This window comes from Thioclava dalianensis, assembly GCF_000715505.1.
GTDB classification, from domain to species: Bacteria; Pseudomonadota; Alphaproteobacteria; order Rhodobacterales; family Rhodobacteraceae; genus Thioclava; species Thioclava dalianensis.
This window is the reverse complement of sequence record NZ_JHEH01000006.1, coordinates 38,428-56,346: the sequence shown is the minus strand read 5'-3', so window position 1 is coordinate 56,346 and position 17,919 is coordinate 38,428. Positions and strand designations below refer to the sequence as shown.

Annotated in this window: 16 protein-coding genes; 5 read left to right on the top strand and 11 right to left on the bottom strand. The window is 62.1% G+C overall.

Features of this window, described 5'->3' with window-relative positions; translation table 11 throughout:
* Positions 1-39: 39 nt before the first annotated feature.
* On the bottom strand, positions 40-1,476 hold the full coding sequence (gene xylB / locus DL1_RS06950) for a xylulokinase (RefSeq protein ID WP_038064218.1): 1,437 nt from the start codon (positions 1,474-1,476) through the stop codon (positions 40-42).
* Positions 1,477-1,482: 6 nt separating this feature from the next.
* Positions 1,483-2,514, bottom strand: coding sequence for an L-glyceraldehyde 3-phosphate reductase (gene mgrA / locus DL1_RS06945; RefSeq protein ID WP_038064216.1), 1,032 nt, complete (start codon positions 2,512-2,514; stop codon positions 1,483-1,485).
* A gap of 103 nt (positions 2,515-2,617) precedes the next feature.
* Here mgrA and DL1_RS06940 point away from each other — a divergent pair, with 103 nt between their 5' ends.
* Entirely contained in the window at positions 2,618-3,454 is an 837-nt protein-coding gene (locus DL1_RS06940; protein ID WP_051693395.1) for a YihY/virulence factor BrkB family protein, read from the top strand.
* Here the strand turns inward: DL1_RS06940 and DL1_RS06935 are convergent.
* From DL1_RS06935 to DL1_RS06920, 4 genes are all read right to left on the bottom strand, one after another.
* Positions 3,448-7,062, bottom strand: coding sequence for a translocation/assembly module TamB domain-containing protein (locus tag DL1_RS06935; protein ID WP_051693393.1), 3,615 nt, complete (start codon positions 7,060-7,062; stop codon positions 3,448-3,450). The two genes, DL1_RS06940 and DL1_RS06935, sit on opposite strands and share 7 nt — an antisense overlap.
* The gene (locus DL1_RS06930; protein WP_038064214.1) at positions 7,062-8,858 is read right to left on the bottom strand and encodes an autotransporter assembly complex protein TamA; all 1,797 of its coding nucleotides are present in this window, start codon (positions 8,856-8,858) and stop codon (positions 7,062-7,064) included. Before DL1_RS06930 ends, DL1_RS06935 begins: the two co-directional genes overlap by 1 nt.
* 277 nt (positions 8,859-9,135) lie before the next feature.
* Positions 9,136-9,621: a protein-export chaperone SecB gene (gene secB / locus DL1_RS06925; RefSeq protein ID WP_038064211.1), complete on the bottom strand. Its 486-nt coding sequence runs from the start codon at positions 9,619-9,621 to the stop codon at positions 9,136-9,138.
* A 69-nt stretch (positions 9,622-9,690) separates the two neighbouring features.
* Positions 9,691-10,206: an FxsA family protein gene (locus DL1_RS06920; protein ID WP_038064466.1), complete on the bottom strand. Its 516-nt coding sequence runs from the start codon at positions 10,204-10,206 to the stop codon at positions 9,691-9,693.
* 121 nt (positions 10,207-10,327) lie between these two features.
* Between DL1_RS06920 and DL1_RS06915 the strand changes: the two genes are divergently transcribed.
* From DL1_RS06915 to DL1_RS06905, 3 genes are read left to right on the top strand one after another with little or no spacing between them, the layout of a single operon-like run.
* Complete coding sequence (locus DL1_RS06915) at positions 10,328-10,987, top strand: Tim44/TimA family putative adaptor protein (protein WP_038064209.1); 660 nt, start codon at positions 10,328-10,330, stop codon at positions 10,985-10,987.
* 2 nt (positions 10,988-10,989) lie between these two features.
* Entirely contained in the window at positions 10,990-11,877 is an 888-nt protein-coding gene (gene mltA / locus DL1_RS06910) for a murein transglycosylase A (RefSeq protein WP_051693391.1), read from the top strand.
* Positions 11,874-12,464 (top strand): Smr/MutS family protein, encoded by a 591-nt coding sequence (locus DL1_RS06905; RefSeq protein WP_038064205.1) that lies wholly within the window; start codon positions 11,874-11,876, stop codon positions 12,462-12,464. Before mltA ends, DL1_RS06905 begins: the two co-directional genes overlap by 4 nt.
* On the opposite strand, the gene DL1_RS06900 is transcribed toward DL1_RS06905, so the two are convergent.
* The 4 genes from DL1_RS06900 to hslV all read right to left on the bottom strand — a co-directional run bounded on the left by DL1_RS06900 (position 12,461) and on the right by hslV (position 16,538).
* Positions 12,461-13,549 carry an alpha/beta hydrolase gene (locus tag DL1_RS06900; protein WP_038064202.1) on the bottom strand — a complete coding sequence of 363 codons (1,089 nt, stop codon included), beginning with the start codon at positions 13,547-13,549 and terminating at the stop codon, positions 12,461-12,463. The two genes, DL1_RS06905 and DL1_RS06900, sit on opposite strands and share 4 nt — an antisense overlap.
* 66 nt (positions 13,550-13,615) lie before the next feature.
* On the bottom strand, positions 13,616-14,923 hold the full coding sequence (gene hslU / locus DL1_RS06895; protein ID WP_038064199.1) for an ATP-dependent protease ATPase subunit HslU: 1,308 nt from the start codon (positions 14,921-14,923) through the stop codon (positions 13,616-13,618).
* Positions 14,924-14,926: 3 nt separating this feature from the next.
* Complete coding sequence (locus tag DL1_RS06890; protein ID WP_074854926.1) at positions 14,927-15,988, bottom strand: hypothetical protein; 1,062 nt, start codon at positions 15,986-15,988, stop codon at positions 14,927-14,929.
* The gene (gene hslV, locus DL1_RS06885) at positions 15,981-16,538 is read right to left on the bottom strand and encodes an ATP-dependent protease subunit HslV (protein WP_038064196.1); all 558 of its coding nucleotides are present in this window, start codon (positions 16,536-16,538) and stop codon (positions 15,981-15,983) included. The genes DL1_RS06890 and hslV overlap by 8 nt, the downstream gene beginning before the upstream one ends.
* A 91-nt stretch (positions 16,539-16,629) precedes the next feature.
* On the opposite strand from hslV, the gene DL1_RS06880 reads away from it, so the two are divergent.
* On the top strand, positions 16,630-17,535 hold the full coding sequence (locus DL1_RS06880; protein WP_038064194.1) for a hypothetical protein: 906 nt from the start codon (positions 16,630-16,632) through the stop codon (positions 17,533-17,535).
* A 44-nt stretch (positions 17,536-17,579) separates the two neighbouring features.
* Here the strand turns inward: DL1_RS06880 and trxA are convergent, their stop codons facing one another.
* Positions 17,580-17,900 (bottom strand): thioredoxin, encoded by a 321-nt coding sequence (gene trxA, locus DL1_RS06875; RefSeq protein WP_038064193.1) that lies wholly within the window; start codon positions 17,898-17,900, stop codon positions 17,580-17,582.
* Between the last annotated feature and the right edge of the window lie 19 nt (positions 17,901-17,919).

The window sequence follows — 17,919 nt, the reverse complement described above, 5'->3', positions numbered from 1 at the left end:
CATGACAAAGCCCCGGCTTGCGCCGGGGCTTTCGGCCGATCAGGTGAGCCCTGCGATCCGGTTTGCGGCCTCGCGATAGCGCGCATAGCCATCGTCAAAAGCCGCGATTTGCGCCGAAACAGGCTCTATTTCGCGGGCAATTGCGGGCGGCGTGGCAATCTCTGCCCCGGCGCCACTGGCCGCCATCAGCCCCAGCCGCGCGGCGCCGAACGCTCCGCCATAATCGCCCGCAACCGGCAGCTTGACCGGAATGCCAAGCGCGGTTGCGATGATCTGCAGCCAGTAATCCGAGCGCGACCCGCCCCCCACGGCCAGCAGGCTCTCGATCTGCGTTCCGGTGGCCGCCAGCGCATCGCGGCAATCGCGGAAGGCAAAGCTCACACCCTCCAGCACCGCACGGGTCGCGGCCTCTCGATCCGTCGCATGCTCCAGCCCGATAAACGCGCCCCGGATCGCCGCATCGTTGAGCGGCGTCCGCTCGCCCCCCAGATAGGGCAGGAACAGGGTCTTGGACGGCGCGCGCAAGGCACCGAGCCCGGAGGTCAGCGTCTCGGCATCGGTTCCGGTGAGCTTCGCGAACCAGTTCAGCGCATCGCTCGCCGCCAAAATCACCCCCATCTGGTGCCAGCTTCCCGGCACCGCGTGACAAAACGTGTGCACCGCCGTTTCCGGGTCGGGCTGATAGCCGTCATTGGCGGCAAAGAGCACGCCTGAGGTGCCAAGGCTGACAAAAGCTTGCCCCGCCTTCACGACGCCCACGCCGATCCCTGAAGCCGCGTTATCGCCGCCGCCACCGGCAACCACCGCGCCCTTGCCGATGCCGAACCGTGCAGACAGCTCGGGGCGCAGCGCGCCGGAAATCGCAGACCCCTCGACCAGCCGGGGCATCTGCGCCCGGCTCAATCCGGTTTTCGCCAGCAACGCATCGGACCAGTCGCGCGCGCCCGTGTCGAACCAGCTTGTGCCCGCCGCATCCGACATCTCGGCAACATGCTCGCCCGTCAACCAAAGGCGCAGGTAATCCTTGGGAAGCAATACTTTAGCGACTTTGGAGAACAGCTCTGGCTCATGGCGCGCGACCCAGACCAGTTTCGGTGCGGTGAACCCCGGAAAGACGATATTGCCGGTGATCTCGCGAAATTTCGGATCCGCGTCGAGTGCCTTCGCCTCTTGATAGGCGCGCGTGTCGTTCCACAAGATACAGGGTCGCAACACGGTATCAGAGGCATCAAGCAACACCGCCCCGTGCATCTGACCCGACAGCCCGATCCCGCGCACGCCCGACAGGTCATGCACTGACAGCGCCTCAAGCGCCTGCTCGGCCGCCGTAATCCAATTGGCGGGCGCTTGCTCGGACCATCCATCCGCCGGGCGCGTCACGCTGAGCGGCGCGCTGGCCTCGGCGAGGACGTTTTGCGCATCGTCAATCAGCAGCGCCTTGAGGCCCGATGTCCCCAGATCCAATCCGATATACATAAAAACCTACTCCGTTTCCGAGGATCGTGCCCAAAGGTTGATCCCCTCGTCCTGCGCATGGCTGTCGATTGCGTCCAGTTCCGCTTGCGTGAACTCCAGATTTGACACGGCTCCGGCGCAATCGATCACCTGTTCGGGCTTGGACGCACCGATCAAGGCTGAGGTAATCCGCCCCCCGCGCAGAACCCATGCAATCGCCATCTGCGCCAATGTCTGCCCCCGCGCCTGAGCGATCTCGTCAAGCGCCCGGATCTTGGCCAGCGCCTCAGGCGTGAGCATGTCAGGATTGAGCGATTTGCCCTGCGCGGCACGGGCACCCTCGGGAATCCCGCCCAGATATTTCCGCGTCAGCATACCCTGCGCCAATGGCGTGAACGCGATTGAGCCGACGCCCAGATCGTCGAGCGTATCGGTCAGCCCGTCGCGCTCGACCCAGCGATTGAGCATATTGTAGCTCGGTTGGTGGATCAGAAGCGGCACGCCCATCTCTCGCAGAATATCCGCAGCCTCGCGGGTGCGCTGGGTGTTGTAGCTCGAAATCCCGATATACAGCGCGCGCCCCGAGCGCCAGATATGCTCCAGCGCGCCCATCGTCTCTTCCAACGGCGTGTCCGGATCGAAGCGGTGCGAGTAGAAGATATCGACGTAATCTAGCCCCATCCGCTTGAGCGACTGATCGCAGGACGAAATAAGATATTTGCGCGAGCCCCATTCGCCATAGGGGCCATCCCACATCAGGTAGCCTGCCTTGGAGCTGATGATCAGCTCGTCACGATAGCCCGCGAAATCGGTCCGCAGGATCTCGCCAAAGGCGGTCTCGGCGCTGCCCGGCGGCGGCCCGTAATTATTCGCCAGATCGAAATGCGTGATGCCGTGATCAAAAGCGGTGCGGCAAATCTCGCGCTTGGTGCGATGCGGCGTGTCCTCGCCGAAATTGTGCCAAAGCCCAAGCGACACCGCAGGCAGTTTCAGCCCCGAGCGCCCGCAGCGGCGATACACCATGTTCGAGTATCTCTCATCGGCTGGCCGATAGCTCATGACGTTCCTCCTCCATGTTAGCGGAAACACAACCACAGAGCGCGGATCGGCGCAAGTTGCGCTCGGATGGCTCTTGAGCAATGGTAACAAAAAGGAGAAATTCGTGCGCGAGATCAGCAAATTCGGGATTAACCTGCTGGGCAGGCTCATTGATTCGAATATCACGCTGGTGGCAGCAGGTGTGGCCTTTTACGCGATGCTGGCCGTGTTTCCCGGCATTTCGGCGACCATCGCACTCTGGAGCGCCTTTTCCGATCCGACGGTCATCCGGGAATATCTTCAGGTGGCCGATGATTTTATTCCACCCGAAGCCTATGGGCTTTTGAATTCTCAGATCCAAAGCTGGCTGATCGGGCCGCGCGCCTCAATCGGTGTGGGAACGGTTCTCTCGGCGCTTTTCACGCTGTTCTCGGCGCGCGCAGGCGTGGCAGCCCTCGTGCTTAGCCTCAACGTGATCAACGGCACCAAGCCGCGCAATACGATCTGGAGCTTCATCATGGGCTACCTGATGACAGTGACATTGGTGGGCGTGATGCTGGCCGCCATCGCGACCATCGTGATCGTGCCGATCATCATCAACTTCCTGCCCTTCCACGATTATACAGGCTGGGTCTTGTCGATCCTGCCTTGGGTCGCGATGCTGCTATTGATGCTCACGGCGCTTGGGATCTTGTATCGCTACGGCCCCAACATGAGGGGCAAGCGCTACCCCTTACTCACACTGGGCGCGGTGCTGGCGACGGCGGTCTGGGGGCTAAGCTCGCTTGGGCTGACCTTCTATCTTTCGAATTTCGGCTCGTATAACAAACTCTACGGCTCGATCGGGGCGGTCATCGCACTGCTGTTCTGGCTCTATCTCAGCGCGCTGTCGGTTCTGCTCGGCGCTGCATTGAACGCCGAGCTGAATGCCCATCTCAACAAATCCGGGAAAGATCAGTAGTTCTTCTCGAAATAGAGACCGACCCCACTGGTCCCGCTTGAGCCCACGGTGCCGCGCGCGGTGAGGTTCTTGGTCACATCGAGGTTCAGGTTGATCTCGGATGTCCCGTCTGCCCCCACCGTCACATCGGAATAGAGGTTCTGAGACAGATACTTGCCCGCCTTGAGCTGTGTCTGCCCCTCCGCATTGGTCGAGACGTCCAGATCATCGAGCCCGGTGCTTTTACGCAGCCTTCCGATCAACCCCTCGCCGCCCTTACCCGCGAGCGTCGCCACGGCCGAGGCAAGCTGAGCGGCCTGCAAGGGCGACAGGCTTTGCGTGTCGCGCCCGAAGATCAAACGCGAGATCACCTCATCCTGCGGCAGACCCGGCGCGGAGTTGAAGGTCACCTGTGGCTCTGTGGCCTGACCGCTGATCTCGATGCTGATCGTGTAATCGCCCTGCGTCGTGACCGCTTGGAAGTCGATATAGGGAACAAAAGCCCCCTGAAGCGCAATCTGCCCCTTATCGAGCGTGAACCGCTGACCCAGAATATCGAGACGCCCGCGCACCAGATTGAACTGGCCGACGGGGATGACATTCGCCGTCGTCCCGGTGATCCGCAGGCTCCCGCCCAGCTCTGCATCAAGGCCGCGCCCGCGCACGAATATGCCACGGGTCGACGTGATCGTCAGATCCAGCGGAAACGCCTTGGCGCTGTTGCCGCCCGCAGATTTCGCGGCTTGGCTGACCAGCAAACCGGCACGCTCCAGCGTCGTGCGCACCGCGTTGCTCTCGCGTACATGCTTGATCCCGTCGGGCACAGAGACTGAACCGTCAATCCCTGACGAGGGCACACGCAGCTCGGTATCCGACAGCGTGATTGCGCCCGCGATTGCCGCACCACCGGTCAGCGGTCCCTTGACCGTCACACTGCCCGAAGCCCGGGTGTCGTACAAAGCCGGGTCACGCAGGCGCGCGCCGTTCAGACGGATCGTCAGATCTCCGTTATAGGGCGCAGCCAGCGTAATCGGCCCGTTCACGGTGATCGTGCCCCCAGTGCCAAGCTCCCCGCTCACGCCAAGCTGCGCGCGCCCATTGGATAGCGAAACCCGGGTGTCCACGTTTTGCAGCACCATACCGAGATTGGGGGCCACGATCCGCGTGCCATTTGCGGTGACCGTGCCCGACAGCGCCTCAAGCCCCGGCTTGCCGTTGAGCCGCAGGTCGAAATTGAGCGGCCCCTGCACCGAACGCGGCGCGATAAACGCATTGGCCAGCGCGGTCTGTGCCGAGCCGACAATCGCGAGATTGGCGGTGGAGAAATCAGACGCCACGCTGCCGTTCACCCGCGCGCTGGTGCCGCCCGGTCCGCTGCCCGAAATCGCGACCTGATAGTCGCGCGCGCCTTGCGTGACCGTCCCGGTCACGCTGACAGGTCCGGGGAAGCCCGGTGCGAGCAAAGCGGCATTGGCCAGACGCGCATCCAGCGTGATCTTGCGACCCGCCTGACCGGCGCCCCCTTGGGCCGAGACCGAAACCTGCGGGTTCTTGAGGCTCAACGCATGCAGCGCGATATCCCCGTTGGTATAATCGGCATCCAGCGTAAGCGCGGTCTTGCCCGCCAGAACGCGGTCAAGTTGGGGGTTCCCTATTGCCAGATTCTGCGCATCCGCCGTCAGTTTCGCTCCGAACGTATCGCCATTGCGGGTGAGCTTCGCATCGGCAACCATGCCGCCGCGATAGCCGCCCCCCAGGACCGACAGATCCTTCGCCTCGATATGCGCATCAAGCGCGCCCTTATCGCTGTTGAGCGTGCCTTGCGCCGAGGCCACCACGGCCCGGGTCGTGGCGTTGAACGCATCGATCGCGATCCCGGTCTCGTCGCGCTTGGCCGAAAGCGAGATCTCGGAGCGGCCTTCCAGCGCGGCATCCGCCTGCGGCTGACCGATCTTCAGGTCCTGCCCGGTGATGTTGAGATCCGCATCAAAGGCGCCCGACAGAACGGTGTAGCTGCCTGAGACCGTGCCGTTCAGAGCGCCACTCAGCGGCCGCCCCGCAAGACCCGAAATCGGGGAGATATCCTCATCGGTGACCGTCGCGGTACCGGCGATTGTCGCGCCCTTGGCGAGATCCTTGATGCTGAGATTGGCATCCGCGCGGTAGCCTTGGCCGACAAGGGCAAGCTGCGACAGCCGCAACGGCTGATCTTGCTGCCAAGAGAACACCGCCTTGCCGGTCACGAAGGATCCGACAGCCTTCGACAGGTTCGGATCGGACAGCTCAAGCCCGTTGGCACTGAGCACAACCGTCCCGCCGACACTGGGCGGTGCGTCCTGACGGATCCGCCCCGAGCCCGACAGCAGCGCGGTCAGCATTTTCGTGCCATCTTCGCGGCGCAGCTGATTGAGCCGCCCGTTCAGGCTCCAGCCATCGCCATTCGCCTTGTCATAGGTCAGCTTGATATTGCCCGACTGGACCCAAGTCTTGGTCCCCGAGATCGGCAACAGCACCTCTTGGCCATCGCCCAGCCCAAGCTGGCCCGTCAGATCGAATTTCGTGGGCAGATTATCCGCACCGATATCGGCAGAGCCCTGCAGATCAAGCGCGCGCGATTTGATGTCGAGCGTGCTCAGCCGGGTTTGACCGGAAGCCGTGCGCGCGCCCTCGACCACGAAGGAGGCCTCTTTGCCGAAGAACTCATGATAATCGGGCGGCAGAAGCGGCGTCACATCGCCCGAGAAGGCGGCGGAAAATCCGGTCTCCGGCGCGCTCCCTTCGGGGGCACCCTTCGGGACGCTCTGGTTGACCACCACCTTGCCCGCAAGCCGCCGCGCGCCATCGGTGCTCAGCACAACATCGGCGGAAAACTTGCTGAGCGGCCCATCGCCCGACACGGCAAGCGTCAAGGCGGGCTGGCCCGGAATTCCCGCGAGCCGAGAGATAAGCCCGTTCTTGCCCTCATCAACCAGCAGATCGAGCCCCAGCACCTTCGTGCTATTGTCGTAAGAACTGGTCAGTGAAAAGACGCCCTTCTTCCCGTCGATCCGGTTGATATCGAGCTTGGCCTTGCCTTCGCCCCCGGCCAACGACAGCGAGCCGTTGAGCTTGACCGTCATATCCTCGCCGATCACCGGCTTGCCGATGACCACCTTCTTCGCGTCGATCTTGCCAATATTCACAGCCACCGGCAGATCGGGCAGCGAAAACGGCTTGGCCTCGGGCGAAGGCGCGTCCGCGCTGGTGCTCGAGGCGCTGGGAAGGCGCGGCAGGTCGATCTCTTCCGCCGACAGCTCGTCGATCTCGATGCGACCGCGCAACAATGCCGTGCGGTTCCAGCTGATCGCGCCGTTCTTGATCGTGATCCATGCACCCTGATCATCCGAAATGCTCAGCGAGGTGAATGTCGCGCGCGAACTCAGCGCGCCCTTAAACCCGTCCAGTCGCACCGTGCGCCCAGCGCCCGAAAGCGAATCCTCCAGCAATCCCGTGAGATAGGAGCGATCCCGCTGAGCCTGCGCATCGGTGGCAGCCCCCGCGCCTGCGTCTTTTGCGCTTGAGGTGGTGTCCTGTGCAAACCCTGCGAGAGGCGCGAATGCCAAGGCGAGAATGAGAAGGAAATGTTTCATCAAAATGCCTGCCCGATACCGATGTAAACTTGGGCGCCGCTGCCCGTGTCGCCGCTGACCGGTAGCCCGACATCAAGTCGGATCGGACCGATTCCGGTCTTGTAGCGCAGACCAAGGCCCGCGCCCGCCTGAGATCCGCTTTCGCCGCCGCCCGAGACATAGCCGTAATCGTAGAATGCCACGACGCCGATGGATTTGGTCACGCCGATGCGCGCCTCCCCCGACACCCCGACAAATTCAAGCCCGCCAGTGCTTAGCGTGCCGCCATTAAGCACCTGCACGCCAAGTGATTCATAGGGCTGGCCGCGCACCGTACCGCCGCCACCCGAATAAAACAGGTAATCGCGCGGAGTTTCGTCCAAATTCGAGCCCACGACTTTGCCGAGCTGAACCCGCCCGGCAAGCACAAAACGGTCATCCGTGCCAAACCCCTTATAGCCCCGGATATCCCCGGTGATCTGCGCACCCGTTCCGGTATCGCCGCCAACCCCGATGAACGGCGTCAGCCCGCCGCGCAGATAGTAGCCGTTCGTCGGATCCAGGTCATCGTTACGCGCGTCATAAGTCACCGTGGTCGGGAAGAATACCTGCCGGAAAAATGTTGTGCCGGCATCATCGGTCACCTTCGACCAGCCATATTTGATCGCGGTATCCGCGGTCAGCTTGTCGTTGAAGATCCGGCTCACACCAAAGCCGATATTGAAGCCGTTCTGGGTGTAATCCTCCTGATCCTTCCGCGCCGCCTGCGCTTCGAGATAGGCCGAGGTATCGGGGTTGAAGGTCGCGGGGCGCTCCAGCCTCGTGCCCAGCGAATAGTCCAGCCCACCGCCCGTACTGCCGCCAATACCGCTGACCGCGCCATCGATCGTGAACCGCTCGCCGCCGCCAAACAGGTTGCGGTGCAGCCAACTGGCATTCAGCCCCAGACCGTCATCGCTGTTGATCTCGGCACCGACCCCGATCTTGCGTTTCTTCTGCTCGACCACCGCCAGCCCGACATCCATCGAATTGTCCGGACCAAGCGTTGGCGCCTCAGTCACCGCCACCGAACTGAAGATCCCCGTGCGGCGCAGACGCGCTTGCATCTGGTCCAGCTCTTTAGGGTCGAAAACCTTGCCGGTCGGAAAGCCTGCGATCTCACGCAAGCGCTTGGTGCGCAGCCGCGTATTGCCCGACACATCGAGCGTCCCGAAATGCACCAGCGGCCCCGGCGCCATGCGGATATCGGCCGCGATGGTGTCCTTGCGGTGATCGGCCACGATGGATTGGTCGGCGACCTTGGCCTTGGCGTGACCATCGTCGCGCCAGCCGCTCACCGCGCTGGAGACCGCCTGCACGATCACCCCCGATTTCGCGACTTTGCCCGTGGCAAAGCCTTCGGGCAGATCGGATTTGGGCGCCACCGGCCCAATCGATGCGCGCGAGAAATGGAAATCCGGGCCGGGCGTGACAGAGACGACGACATTCTTAATGCTCGAGGGCGCATCCAGCGGCGAGATCGACGCGGCTTCGCGCCCGTCCAGTTTGATCGAGACGACGCCCGAATAATACCCTTCGGAAAACAGTGTCGAGACGATCCGGTTATAATCCGCCCGCGCCGCCGCGAAGATCTCCTGCGCATCCTTCGACTTGTCAGAGGAAGAAGATTCCAGCAAAGACGCGCCCGTGATCGAGTCGCGCAAGCTTTTCGAGGCACCCGGCGTGTTGAAGGTCAGATCATAAGCCGACACAGGCCAGGCAGACACCGCGCCAAGAGCCATGCCGAGCGTCAATTGTTTGAAGTGTTTCGAACTCATCTCGCGCCCCTGTTTTCTGTTTCCAAACTCGCAACTAATCCAGCAAATTGCCAGTCCTGGAACGAAGTTCTGTAAAAAATCCGAACACGATCTGCGAAAATCAGCGCTGTGGGGCGCCCCGATTGTCTAACTCTCCCCTTACAACCTGAGCGGAATGTCACATGACATATCCTCGCGCCGAAAATCACGGGGGTCGGACGGGCATTAGGGCACATGAAAAACCCCACCACACAGAATGTGGCGGGGCTGATTTCAGACCGATCCGTCGCGCTTTGGCTTAGACCTCGGCCTCGGCTTGCTGACGGCGCGCCAGCTCGTTGCGATAGAGGCCCACGAAATCCACGATCTCGAGGTTGAAGGGCGGGAAGCCCCCGTCGCGGGTCACGTCCGACACGATGCGCCGCACGAAAGGGAACAGCTGACGCGGGCATTCGATCAGCAAGAACGGGTGCAGCTGGTCCTCCGGCACGCCCTCGATGTGGAAGATCCCGCCGTAATCGAGCTCCATCAGATAGAGCGTGGTGTTGTCGGTCTTGTTCGTCGCGGTGATCTTAAACTTCGAAATCACCTCGTATTGATTGTCCTGCGACCGCTTCTTGGCATCAAGACTGACCTGAACCTGCATCTCGGGCGAGATATCCCCCGCCTGCAGACCTTTCAGCGCCACGTTATTCTCAAACGACATGTCGCGCACGAATTGCGCGAGAATGTTCATCCGCAGTTGCTGTTCCGCGCCTTCAGCGCCATTGACCTCATCGCTCATCTTCGCCTCCAAAAAGAAATTGCGCCGGGTTTATCACTGCCCGGCGCATCTCTCAATTCTCAATAACGTCTATTCGCGCGTCCAGCCAGACGGGCCATTGCGCGGTCGGTCACTGCGCGGCATATCCGGGATCTCGTCGGCATCGATCACACCGGGATCATGCGGACGGTGTGGAGCGCCTCCCGGCGGATAGGGCGATCCGCCCGGACCGGCCTGCCCGCCCATCTCGAAACGCGCCACTTTGACCCGGCTCGCCATGTGCCGCATCACCCAGTCGCGCACGCGCGGGATCAACAGCAACAGGCCAAGCGTATCGGTGAAAAAGCCCGGTGTCAGAAGCAACACCCCCGCGACCAGAATCATCGCCCCATGCGCAAGCGGACGCGTCGGATCGCTCAGCTCATTGAGCGAGCGGCGCAGGTCATTGAGCGCACGTGCGCCCTCGTGACGCACCAAAGCCGTCCCCAGCACCGCCGTCACCACGACGATCGCAAGGGTCGGCCACAGCCCGATCAAACCGCCAACTTTCAAAAAAAGCGCAATCTCGATCAGCGGGACGGCCAAAAAGGCCAGTAAAATCCACATGTCATCCTCTTTCATCGCTCGCCGGGCAGCTAACCCGCGCAGGTGGACTTGATCCTGTCGCTAGCTTACATAGGTACCATCTACGCGATACACAAACGCAGCTCGTTTCACAGGGGTTTCGATGTCCGGTGCCGTCATCCAGTTAATTGTTCTCGCGGCCATCGCGATCTTTCTGATTTTCAAGCTGAAAAATGTTCTCGGCACGCGTGAGGGTTTCGAAAAACCGGCAACGCCGCTCGAAGAACCGATCCCGCAAGCCAAGCGTGATTTCGAAGTGATCGAAGGCGGCCCGGATCCCGATATCGTGGATCATGTGGACGAGGGGTCGACTGCGGCGATTGCGCTTTCGGCGATGAAACGGGTCGAGCCGCAATTTTCGGTCTCGGAGTTTCTCAAGGGCGCACGCGGCGCTTATGAGATGATCCTGATGGCCTTCGAGCGCGGCGATATCGAACAGATCAAGCCCTTCCTCTCTGCAGAGGTCTATGAGGCTTTCGAAGGCGCCGTCGCCGCGCGCAAGGAACAGGGGCTTGACGTTCATGCCGAATTTCTCGGCCTGCGCGAGCTGGTGCTCAGCGGGGCTGATTTCGATCACGCCACCAATGACTCCGAAATCACCGTTCGCTTTGGCGGCGAGCTGATCTCGGTCGCGCGAAACGCGCAGGGCGAGATCGTCGAGGGCGATCCCAAAGTTGCGCGCAAACAGCGTGACATCTGGACCTTCGCACGCAGGATGGGCAGTGACGATCCGAACTGGCAGCTCGTCGCCACGGGTGGCTGACAGTGTCGCTGCGTTTCGCAGAGATTCCCGGATGGGTCCGGGACGATCACGCCGCCGCCTGGGCGGCGTTTTGCGTGAAAGCCGATCTCAAAGGCGATGCCCCGGCCTTGCTGGACGATCCGCGCGCAGCGTTTGAAGCCCTGTTCGAGCCGGTCCCCATCGGCGCCCCGAAGACCGCCCATTTCACCGGCTATTACGAGCCAGAGCTTGCCGGATCGCTTCAGAAAACCCAAGAGTTTTCCCACGCGCTCTACGCAAATCCCGGCACAATAGAGCCTGATCGGCCTTGGCACAGCCGTGCCGAGATCGCCGCCGGTGATCTGCTTGCCGGATCAGAACTGGTCTGGGTCGAAAGCGCCATCGAGGCGTTTTTGGCCCAAGTGCAAGGCTCGGTGCGCATCCGCCTGACCCAAGGTGGCACGATGCGATTGGGCTATGCGGGCAAGAACGGCCACCCCTATCGCTCCATCGGCCAAGAGCTGGTGGCGCGTGGCGTGGCCTCCGCCTCCGAGATCACCCCCGCCCGCATCCGCCAGTGGTGCGCGGACAATCCCGCGCGGGTGCAAGATCTGCTCAACCACAATCCGTCCTTCGTCTTCTTCCAAAGCCTCGATCTGCCGGAGGAAATGGGACCGCTGGGCGCGATGGGGCGTCCGGTCACACCGGGCCGCACGCTTGCAGTCGACCCTGAGGTCATAGCGCTTGGCAGCCCGGTCTGGATCGACTGCCCGGGCTTTGGCGCACGGCTGATGATCGCGCAGGACGTAGGCTCAGCCATCAAGGGTGCCGGGCGCGGCGATATCTTTATCGGCTCTGGCCCGGAGGCCGGTCGGATCGCCGGTGCGATCAACACCCAAGGGCGGATGATCGTGCTGCGGAGGCGCAAATGAGCCGCCGCCGCAAACTGACACCCGAGGAGCGCGAGCTGTGGTCTCGCGTTGCCGCCTCAACGCGCCCGACCCATCCAGAGCGGCCAAAACTACCCGCAACAGAGCCTGAATCGCCCAAAAAGCCCGCGAAAACGATGCAGCAAGAGCTGCGCGCTTTCCGCCTTGGACAATCCGCGAAATCCCCGCCCCCGCCGCATGACCTGACCCCGGCACCGGGCGAGCATCTCGCGCGCCAGCCCGTGACGATGGATCGCAAGGCGCATAAGGCGATGACGCGCGGCAAGATGACACCCGAGGCAACGCTGGATCTTCATGGTATGACGCTCGCCGAGGCGCAGCCCGAACTGATCCGTTTCATCCTCAACGCGCAAAGCCACGGGCGACGCCTTGTGCTGGTGATCACCGGCAAGGGCAAACGCGGCGATGACGACGGGCCGATCCCGCGGCGGATCGGTGTGCTGCGCCATCAGGTGCCACATTGGTTGCGCATGATGCCGCTCGCGCCTGCGGTCATGCAGGTCACCGAGGCGCATCTCAAACATGGCGGTGGCGGTGCCTATTACGTCTATCTGCGCCGCTTGCGCTAGCCGCCCGACTGCGCGCGCAACACGATCTGGGTCGCATTCTCGACGGTGAGCACGACGCCAGAGGCCAGACTTGTGCGCCCCTTCTGATCGCCTTCAAGCACCTTTGCGATATTGCCCGCACGATCCAATATGCGGATCAGAGCGGGGGAATCCGCGACGTTGAAATGCCCGTCGCCAGTGTTGAACGCGGCGGTATTGATCACAGTGATCCGGTATTGCGCCAAACGGTCCACATTTTCGAGATTGCCCAGCCGGTCGCTCTGGCCGGTCAGCCGTGCGGAGAGCCGTAACGCGCGGTCCTTCTGCGAGGTGAAAATGACGAACGGTTGCGGCAACTTGCCAATCGTGCGGACCTGCGTCTTGAACACGTCCACCGCAATGTCGGGCGACACCAGAATGACTCCGTTGAGCCGCGAAAGCAGGCTCTGATCCCGCGCAAGTGCCTCCTGACGGAGCGCCTCCATTGTCAGTTCGGCCCCAAGCGAATGACCGATCAACATGATATGCGTGGCCCCCGAGGCCTTCAGCTCGTCCAGCAGGCGCACCAGCCCATCGCGCGCGAACAACACCGAATCCCGGTCATAGGCATAGCCCAGAACATTGGCGCGCGATGGCCAGGAATAATGCACCAAGACGCCGGGAATGTTGAAATCCGTGCCAAGCTGCGCCATCCGGTACAGCCCTTCGGAAAAGTCGTTGTTGAAGCCGTGGACGAAGACCACCGCCTGCCCTCCATTGCGCTGCAGGGCGGCATGCAAATCTGCACGAAACAGACTCTGTTTCATGTCAATCTGCGCTGATGAGATCATGAACTGCGTGCCGGGATCGGCCCGCTCTCCGGCCTTGGGATAGTCGATCTTTCCGATGGTATGATCGGGCGGCGTGGCCACCGCGAACCGCGCCAGCCGCAGATCGAGGCTGCGCCCCCAGCCAAAGGGATTGCCAGTCTCAAGGTCTGGAGCGCGCGTCGTGCCCACATAGATCTCGCGTGCGGCGGGATCGGGATGGTTCAGATAGGCCAGCCTGCCACGCGGCGCACAGGCCGAGAGCGCCACAAGCACGAGGAGGAGGAGAATACGGTGCATACGCGGCCCAATTTGCTACCCAAGGCGAGGATAGCAAACAAGCCGCGCAGCGCCAGTCCTGATATGTTAAAGGACGTAACGGCTCAGATCGATATCGCGGGTCAGCGCGCCCAACTCCTGCTCGACGAACGCGCCATCAATGATGACGGTCTCGCCCGCGCGGTCCGGCGCGGTGAAGGCCAGCTCTTCGAACACCCGCTCGATCACGGTATAAAGCCGCCGCGCGCCGATATTCTCGACGGATTGGTTCACCTCGGCGGCAATCCGCGCCAGCGCCTCAATCCCATCTTGCGTGAACTCGACGGTGACCTGCTCGGTCTCCATCAGGGCCATATATTGCCGGGTCAGCGCATTGTCGGTCTCCGACAGGATGCGGGTGAAATCCGCCTCGGTAAGCGCACGCAGCTCAACCCGGATCGGAAGACGCCCCTGCAATTCGGGCAACAGATCCGAAGGCTTTGCGACATGGAAGGCGCCGCTTGCGATGAACAGGATATGGTCGGTCTTGACCGGCCCATGCTTGGTCGAAACGGTCGTGCCCTCGATCAACGGCAACAAATCGCGCTGCACCCCCTCGCGCGAGACATCCGCGCCGCGCGCATCGGCCCGTGCCGTGACTTTGTCGATCTCATCGATGAAGACGATACCCGAATGCTGCACCACCTCCAGCGCCGCCTCTTTGACCTTCTCATCATCGAGAAGCTTGTCGGCCTCGTCGGAGATCAGGATCTCATAGCTCTCGGCCACGCTCATCTTGCGTTTGCTGGTGCGGTTGCTGCCAAAGGCCTTGAAGAGATCCTGCAGCCCCTGCATCTGCTGCTCCATGCCGGGCTGACCGCCCATCATGCCAAGCGGCATGCCGCCCGAGGCATCGGCCACCTCGACTTCGATCTCCTTGTCGTCCAGCTCGCCATCGCGCAGCTTTTTGCGAAACATCTCGCGGGTGCCCTCGCGCGCATCCGTTCCGGCAAGCGCGGAAATAACCCGCTCCTCTGCCGCCTTATGCGCCCGTGCCTTGACCTCTTCGCGCATCTGGTCACGGGTCTGCACCATCGCCACATCGGTCAGATCGCGGATGATCTGCTCGACATCACGCCCGACATAGCCGACTTCGGTGAATTTCGTAGCCTCGACCTTGAGAAACGGTGCCTTGGCCAGTTTCGCCAGCCGCCGCGAGATCTCGGTTTTGCCGACGCCAGTCGGGCCGATCATCAGGATGTTCTTGGGATACACCTCTTCGCGCATCTCATCCGACAGCTTGTGACGGCGCCAGCGGTTGCGCAGGGCCACCGCCACGGCGCGCTTGGCCTCTTTCTGGCCAATGATGAAGCGATCGAGTTCCGAGACGATTTCGCGGGGGGTCAGATCGGTCATGGATTACTCCGTAGCAAAGGGCGGCAAGCGGGACTTGCCGGGAAAATCGGAAAGCAGGCGCATCACGCGCCCGCGCAGCTCGGTCCAGAAGGCACCAAGCCCGGTCAGCGCGAGGCCGATCAGGATCAACACCAACCACCACGAGCGCGGATTGGTTGCATCTCCAAAAGCATAGAAGCTCAGGAAGATCATGTAGCCGATACCGGCAGTGAAAAAAGAGCGCCGGTCGATCACCAGTGCGAGCACCGCTGCTGCCACCAGGGCCAGCGTGAGCAGCGCGTAGCCCGCCCCCGGCCCCATATGATAGAAGGTGAGCGCGAGCGTATTGACCAGCGCAGGCGCGGCCAGCACATGCAGCCAGAAGCCGCTTGCCGATTGCCGCCCCAGACGGTGCGGATCGCGCATGTCGAACCAGATCCCGCCCGCCAGCGCCAGCGCACCAAACACCAGCATCGCCAAACCCAGCATCGAGCCGCTTGAAAGGTCAAACAGGTTCACCGCCTGCGCAGGCGCAATTCCGGGATCCACCGCTTTGGCAGCACTCAGCAAAATACCCAGCACGCAAAGCCCCACGAGAAACATCGAGAAGGGCACCCGGTAACGCAAAAACCAGACAAGCAGCGCGACCGCCGTTACGCCCAGCGCCAGACTCAGGCTCGGATCGCTGAGAACCGACGCATAGCCAAAGATCGGGATACCGAGAAAGCTCGCCAGCACCGATCCCGCAAGCGTCAAAGTCAGCAGGATCGAGGGCAGAACCATACGCCGCCTGCGTGTGAAATACTCAGCCAACAGAGCCGCGATCGGGATCAGCAGAATGAACGCCGCGCGCCCGCCTGCAAACCAGATCATGCCGAATACGCCGAAGATCAGGATGAACAACCCGACCGTCACGAAGATCTCGGCAAAGCCCTTGAACAGTTCAAAGGGTTCGTCCTCCGCCGGAAGCGCGCTGCGCCCCTCAAGGCGCCGCGCTGCAAGCGCCATCACGCTTGCGGCTTGGGCCTCGCTCAGGTGACCGGCCGCGACCGCCGCACGCAGATCATCGCGCGTGATCTCAGCCACCAACGGTCTCCACCGTCAGGTTGCCATTGGTATAGACGCAGATATCGGAGGCAATCGCCATCGCCTTGCGCGCGACCGCCTCAGCGTCGAGATCGGTCTCCATCAAACCGCGTGCCGCAGCCAGCGCGAAATTCCCGCCAGAGCCGATCGCGGCGATATCATGCTCGGGTTCAAGCACATCGCCCGCCCCGGTCAGCACATACAGATCCTTGCCATCGGTCACGATCAGCATCGCTTCGAGATTGCGCAGGTATTTGTCCATGCGCCAATCCTTGGCCAGCTCGACACAACCGCGCATCAGCTGACCCGGCGAGGCCTCAAGCTTTTTCTCCAGCCGCTCAAGCAGCGTGAAAGCATCCGCCGTGGAGCCCGCAAAGCCTGCCACGATGTCGTGCCCGCCGGGGCTAAGCCTGCGCACCTTGCGCGCCGAGCCCTTGATGACAGTCTGGCCAAGGCTCACTTGCCCGTCACCCGCCACGACGACCTTGCCGCCCTTGCGAATGCCGATGATCGTCGTGCCGTGCCAGCCGGGAAACTTATCGTCCGCCATAAAATCCTCCGTGTTGAGGAAGATATGAGGCCCGGGCACGCGACCTGCAACCCTGCTTGCCCGGATCGCGCGGCCGCGCTAGCGTCAAACGATGCCAGAGCGCCACCTATCCCTCTATCTTCCTCCCACGACGTGCAACCAGGCCGCTGCGGGCGATCACAATTTCTTCAACCGGCTGACCAGAGCGCTTGAGGCTGCGGATTGGACCGTCTCGCTGCATGAGACTGGGGCCGCGGCCCGGCGCGCGGCGCGGCGTTCGCCGGGTTATGTGATGTATCACATGGAGCCGCCCACTCATGACCGCGCGCTGACCAGCAGGCGCAGCTATTTCGGCGCCTTCTGGAATATCGAGGCCAGCGCAGAACGGTGGGAATGGCCCGTGGCCAAGGCCGCCTTCAACGCCGATGACATCGACGGAACAGCCGCCGGGGGCTTCTTCGGGCATTGGCAAAAAAGGCTCTATTCCGGCGTAAATTGTACGGATCAGAAAAACCTCGCGCTGATTGGCTTGCAGGGCAAGCTCACCCAGCACCGCAGCTTCCAGTCGATGAGCCCGCTTGAGATGATCGAAGCGGTTCTGGCCCGCCATCCCGGCCCAACAGTCGCGACGCTGCACCCCAAAGAGACCTATTCGCGCGCCGAGATCAACGCGCTCGAACGCATCGCCGCGCGGTTTTCGCGCTTCAGTTTTCAGATGGGCGGCTCGCACGATCTTCTGCCGCATTGCAGCTTTCTGGTGACGCAAAACAGCGGTCTGGCGCTTGACGGCTATTTCCTGCGCAAACCTGCGGTCTTCTTCGGCAGGTCAGATATCGACCATATTGCCGGATCGGTGCCACGTGACGGGATCGACGCGGCCTTCGCGCGCCGCCACCAAACGCCCCCCGTCGCACGCTACCTCTATTGGCGCTTTGCGCTTAACGCGTTGAATGCGGGCCGACCGGAATTCGAAGAAAATCTGCGCGGCCACCTGCGCGGATTTGGCTGGCCGATATGAAAAGGGCGCCCGAAGGCGCCCTGTATTCCCTTTGAACCCGAAGCTCAGATTTCCGATTCGATCCAGGTCTGGAGCGCCGCTTTGGGGGCTGCGCCAACCTTGTTGGAGACGACTTCGCCGTTTTTGAACAGGAACAAAGCCGGGATACCGCGCACGCCCAGAGTGGCTGGGCTTTCGGGGTTTTCGTCGACATTGATCTTCACGACTTTGATCTTGCCCGACAATTCCTCGGACAGTTCTTCAAGCGACGGGCCGATCGTCCGGCACGGGCCGCACCATTCAGCCCAGAAATCCACGACGACGGGGACGTCGGATTGGCGCACTTCTTGATCGAAAGTGGCGTCGGTAACAGCAACGGTAGCCATATAAGCCTCCTGAGAATTG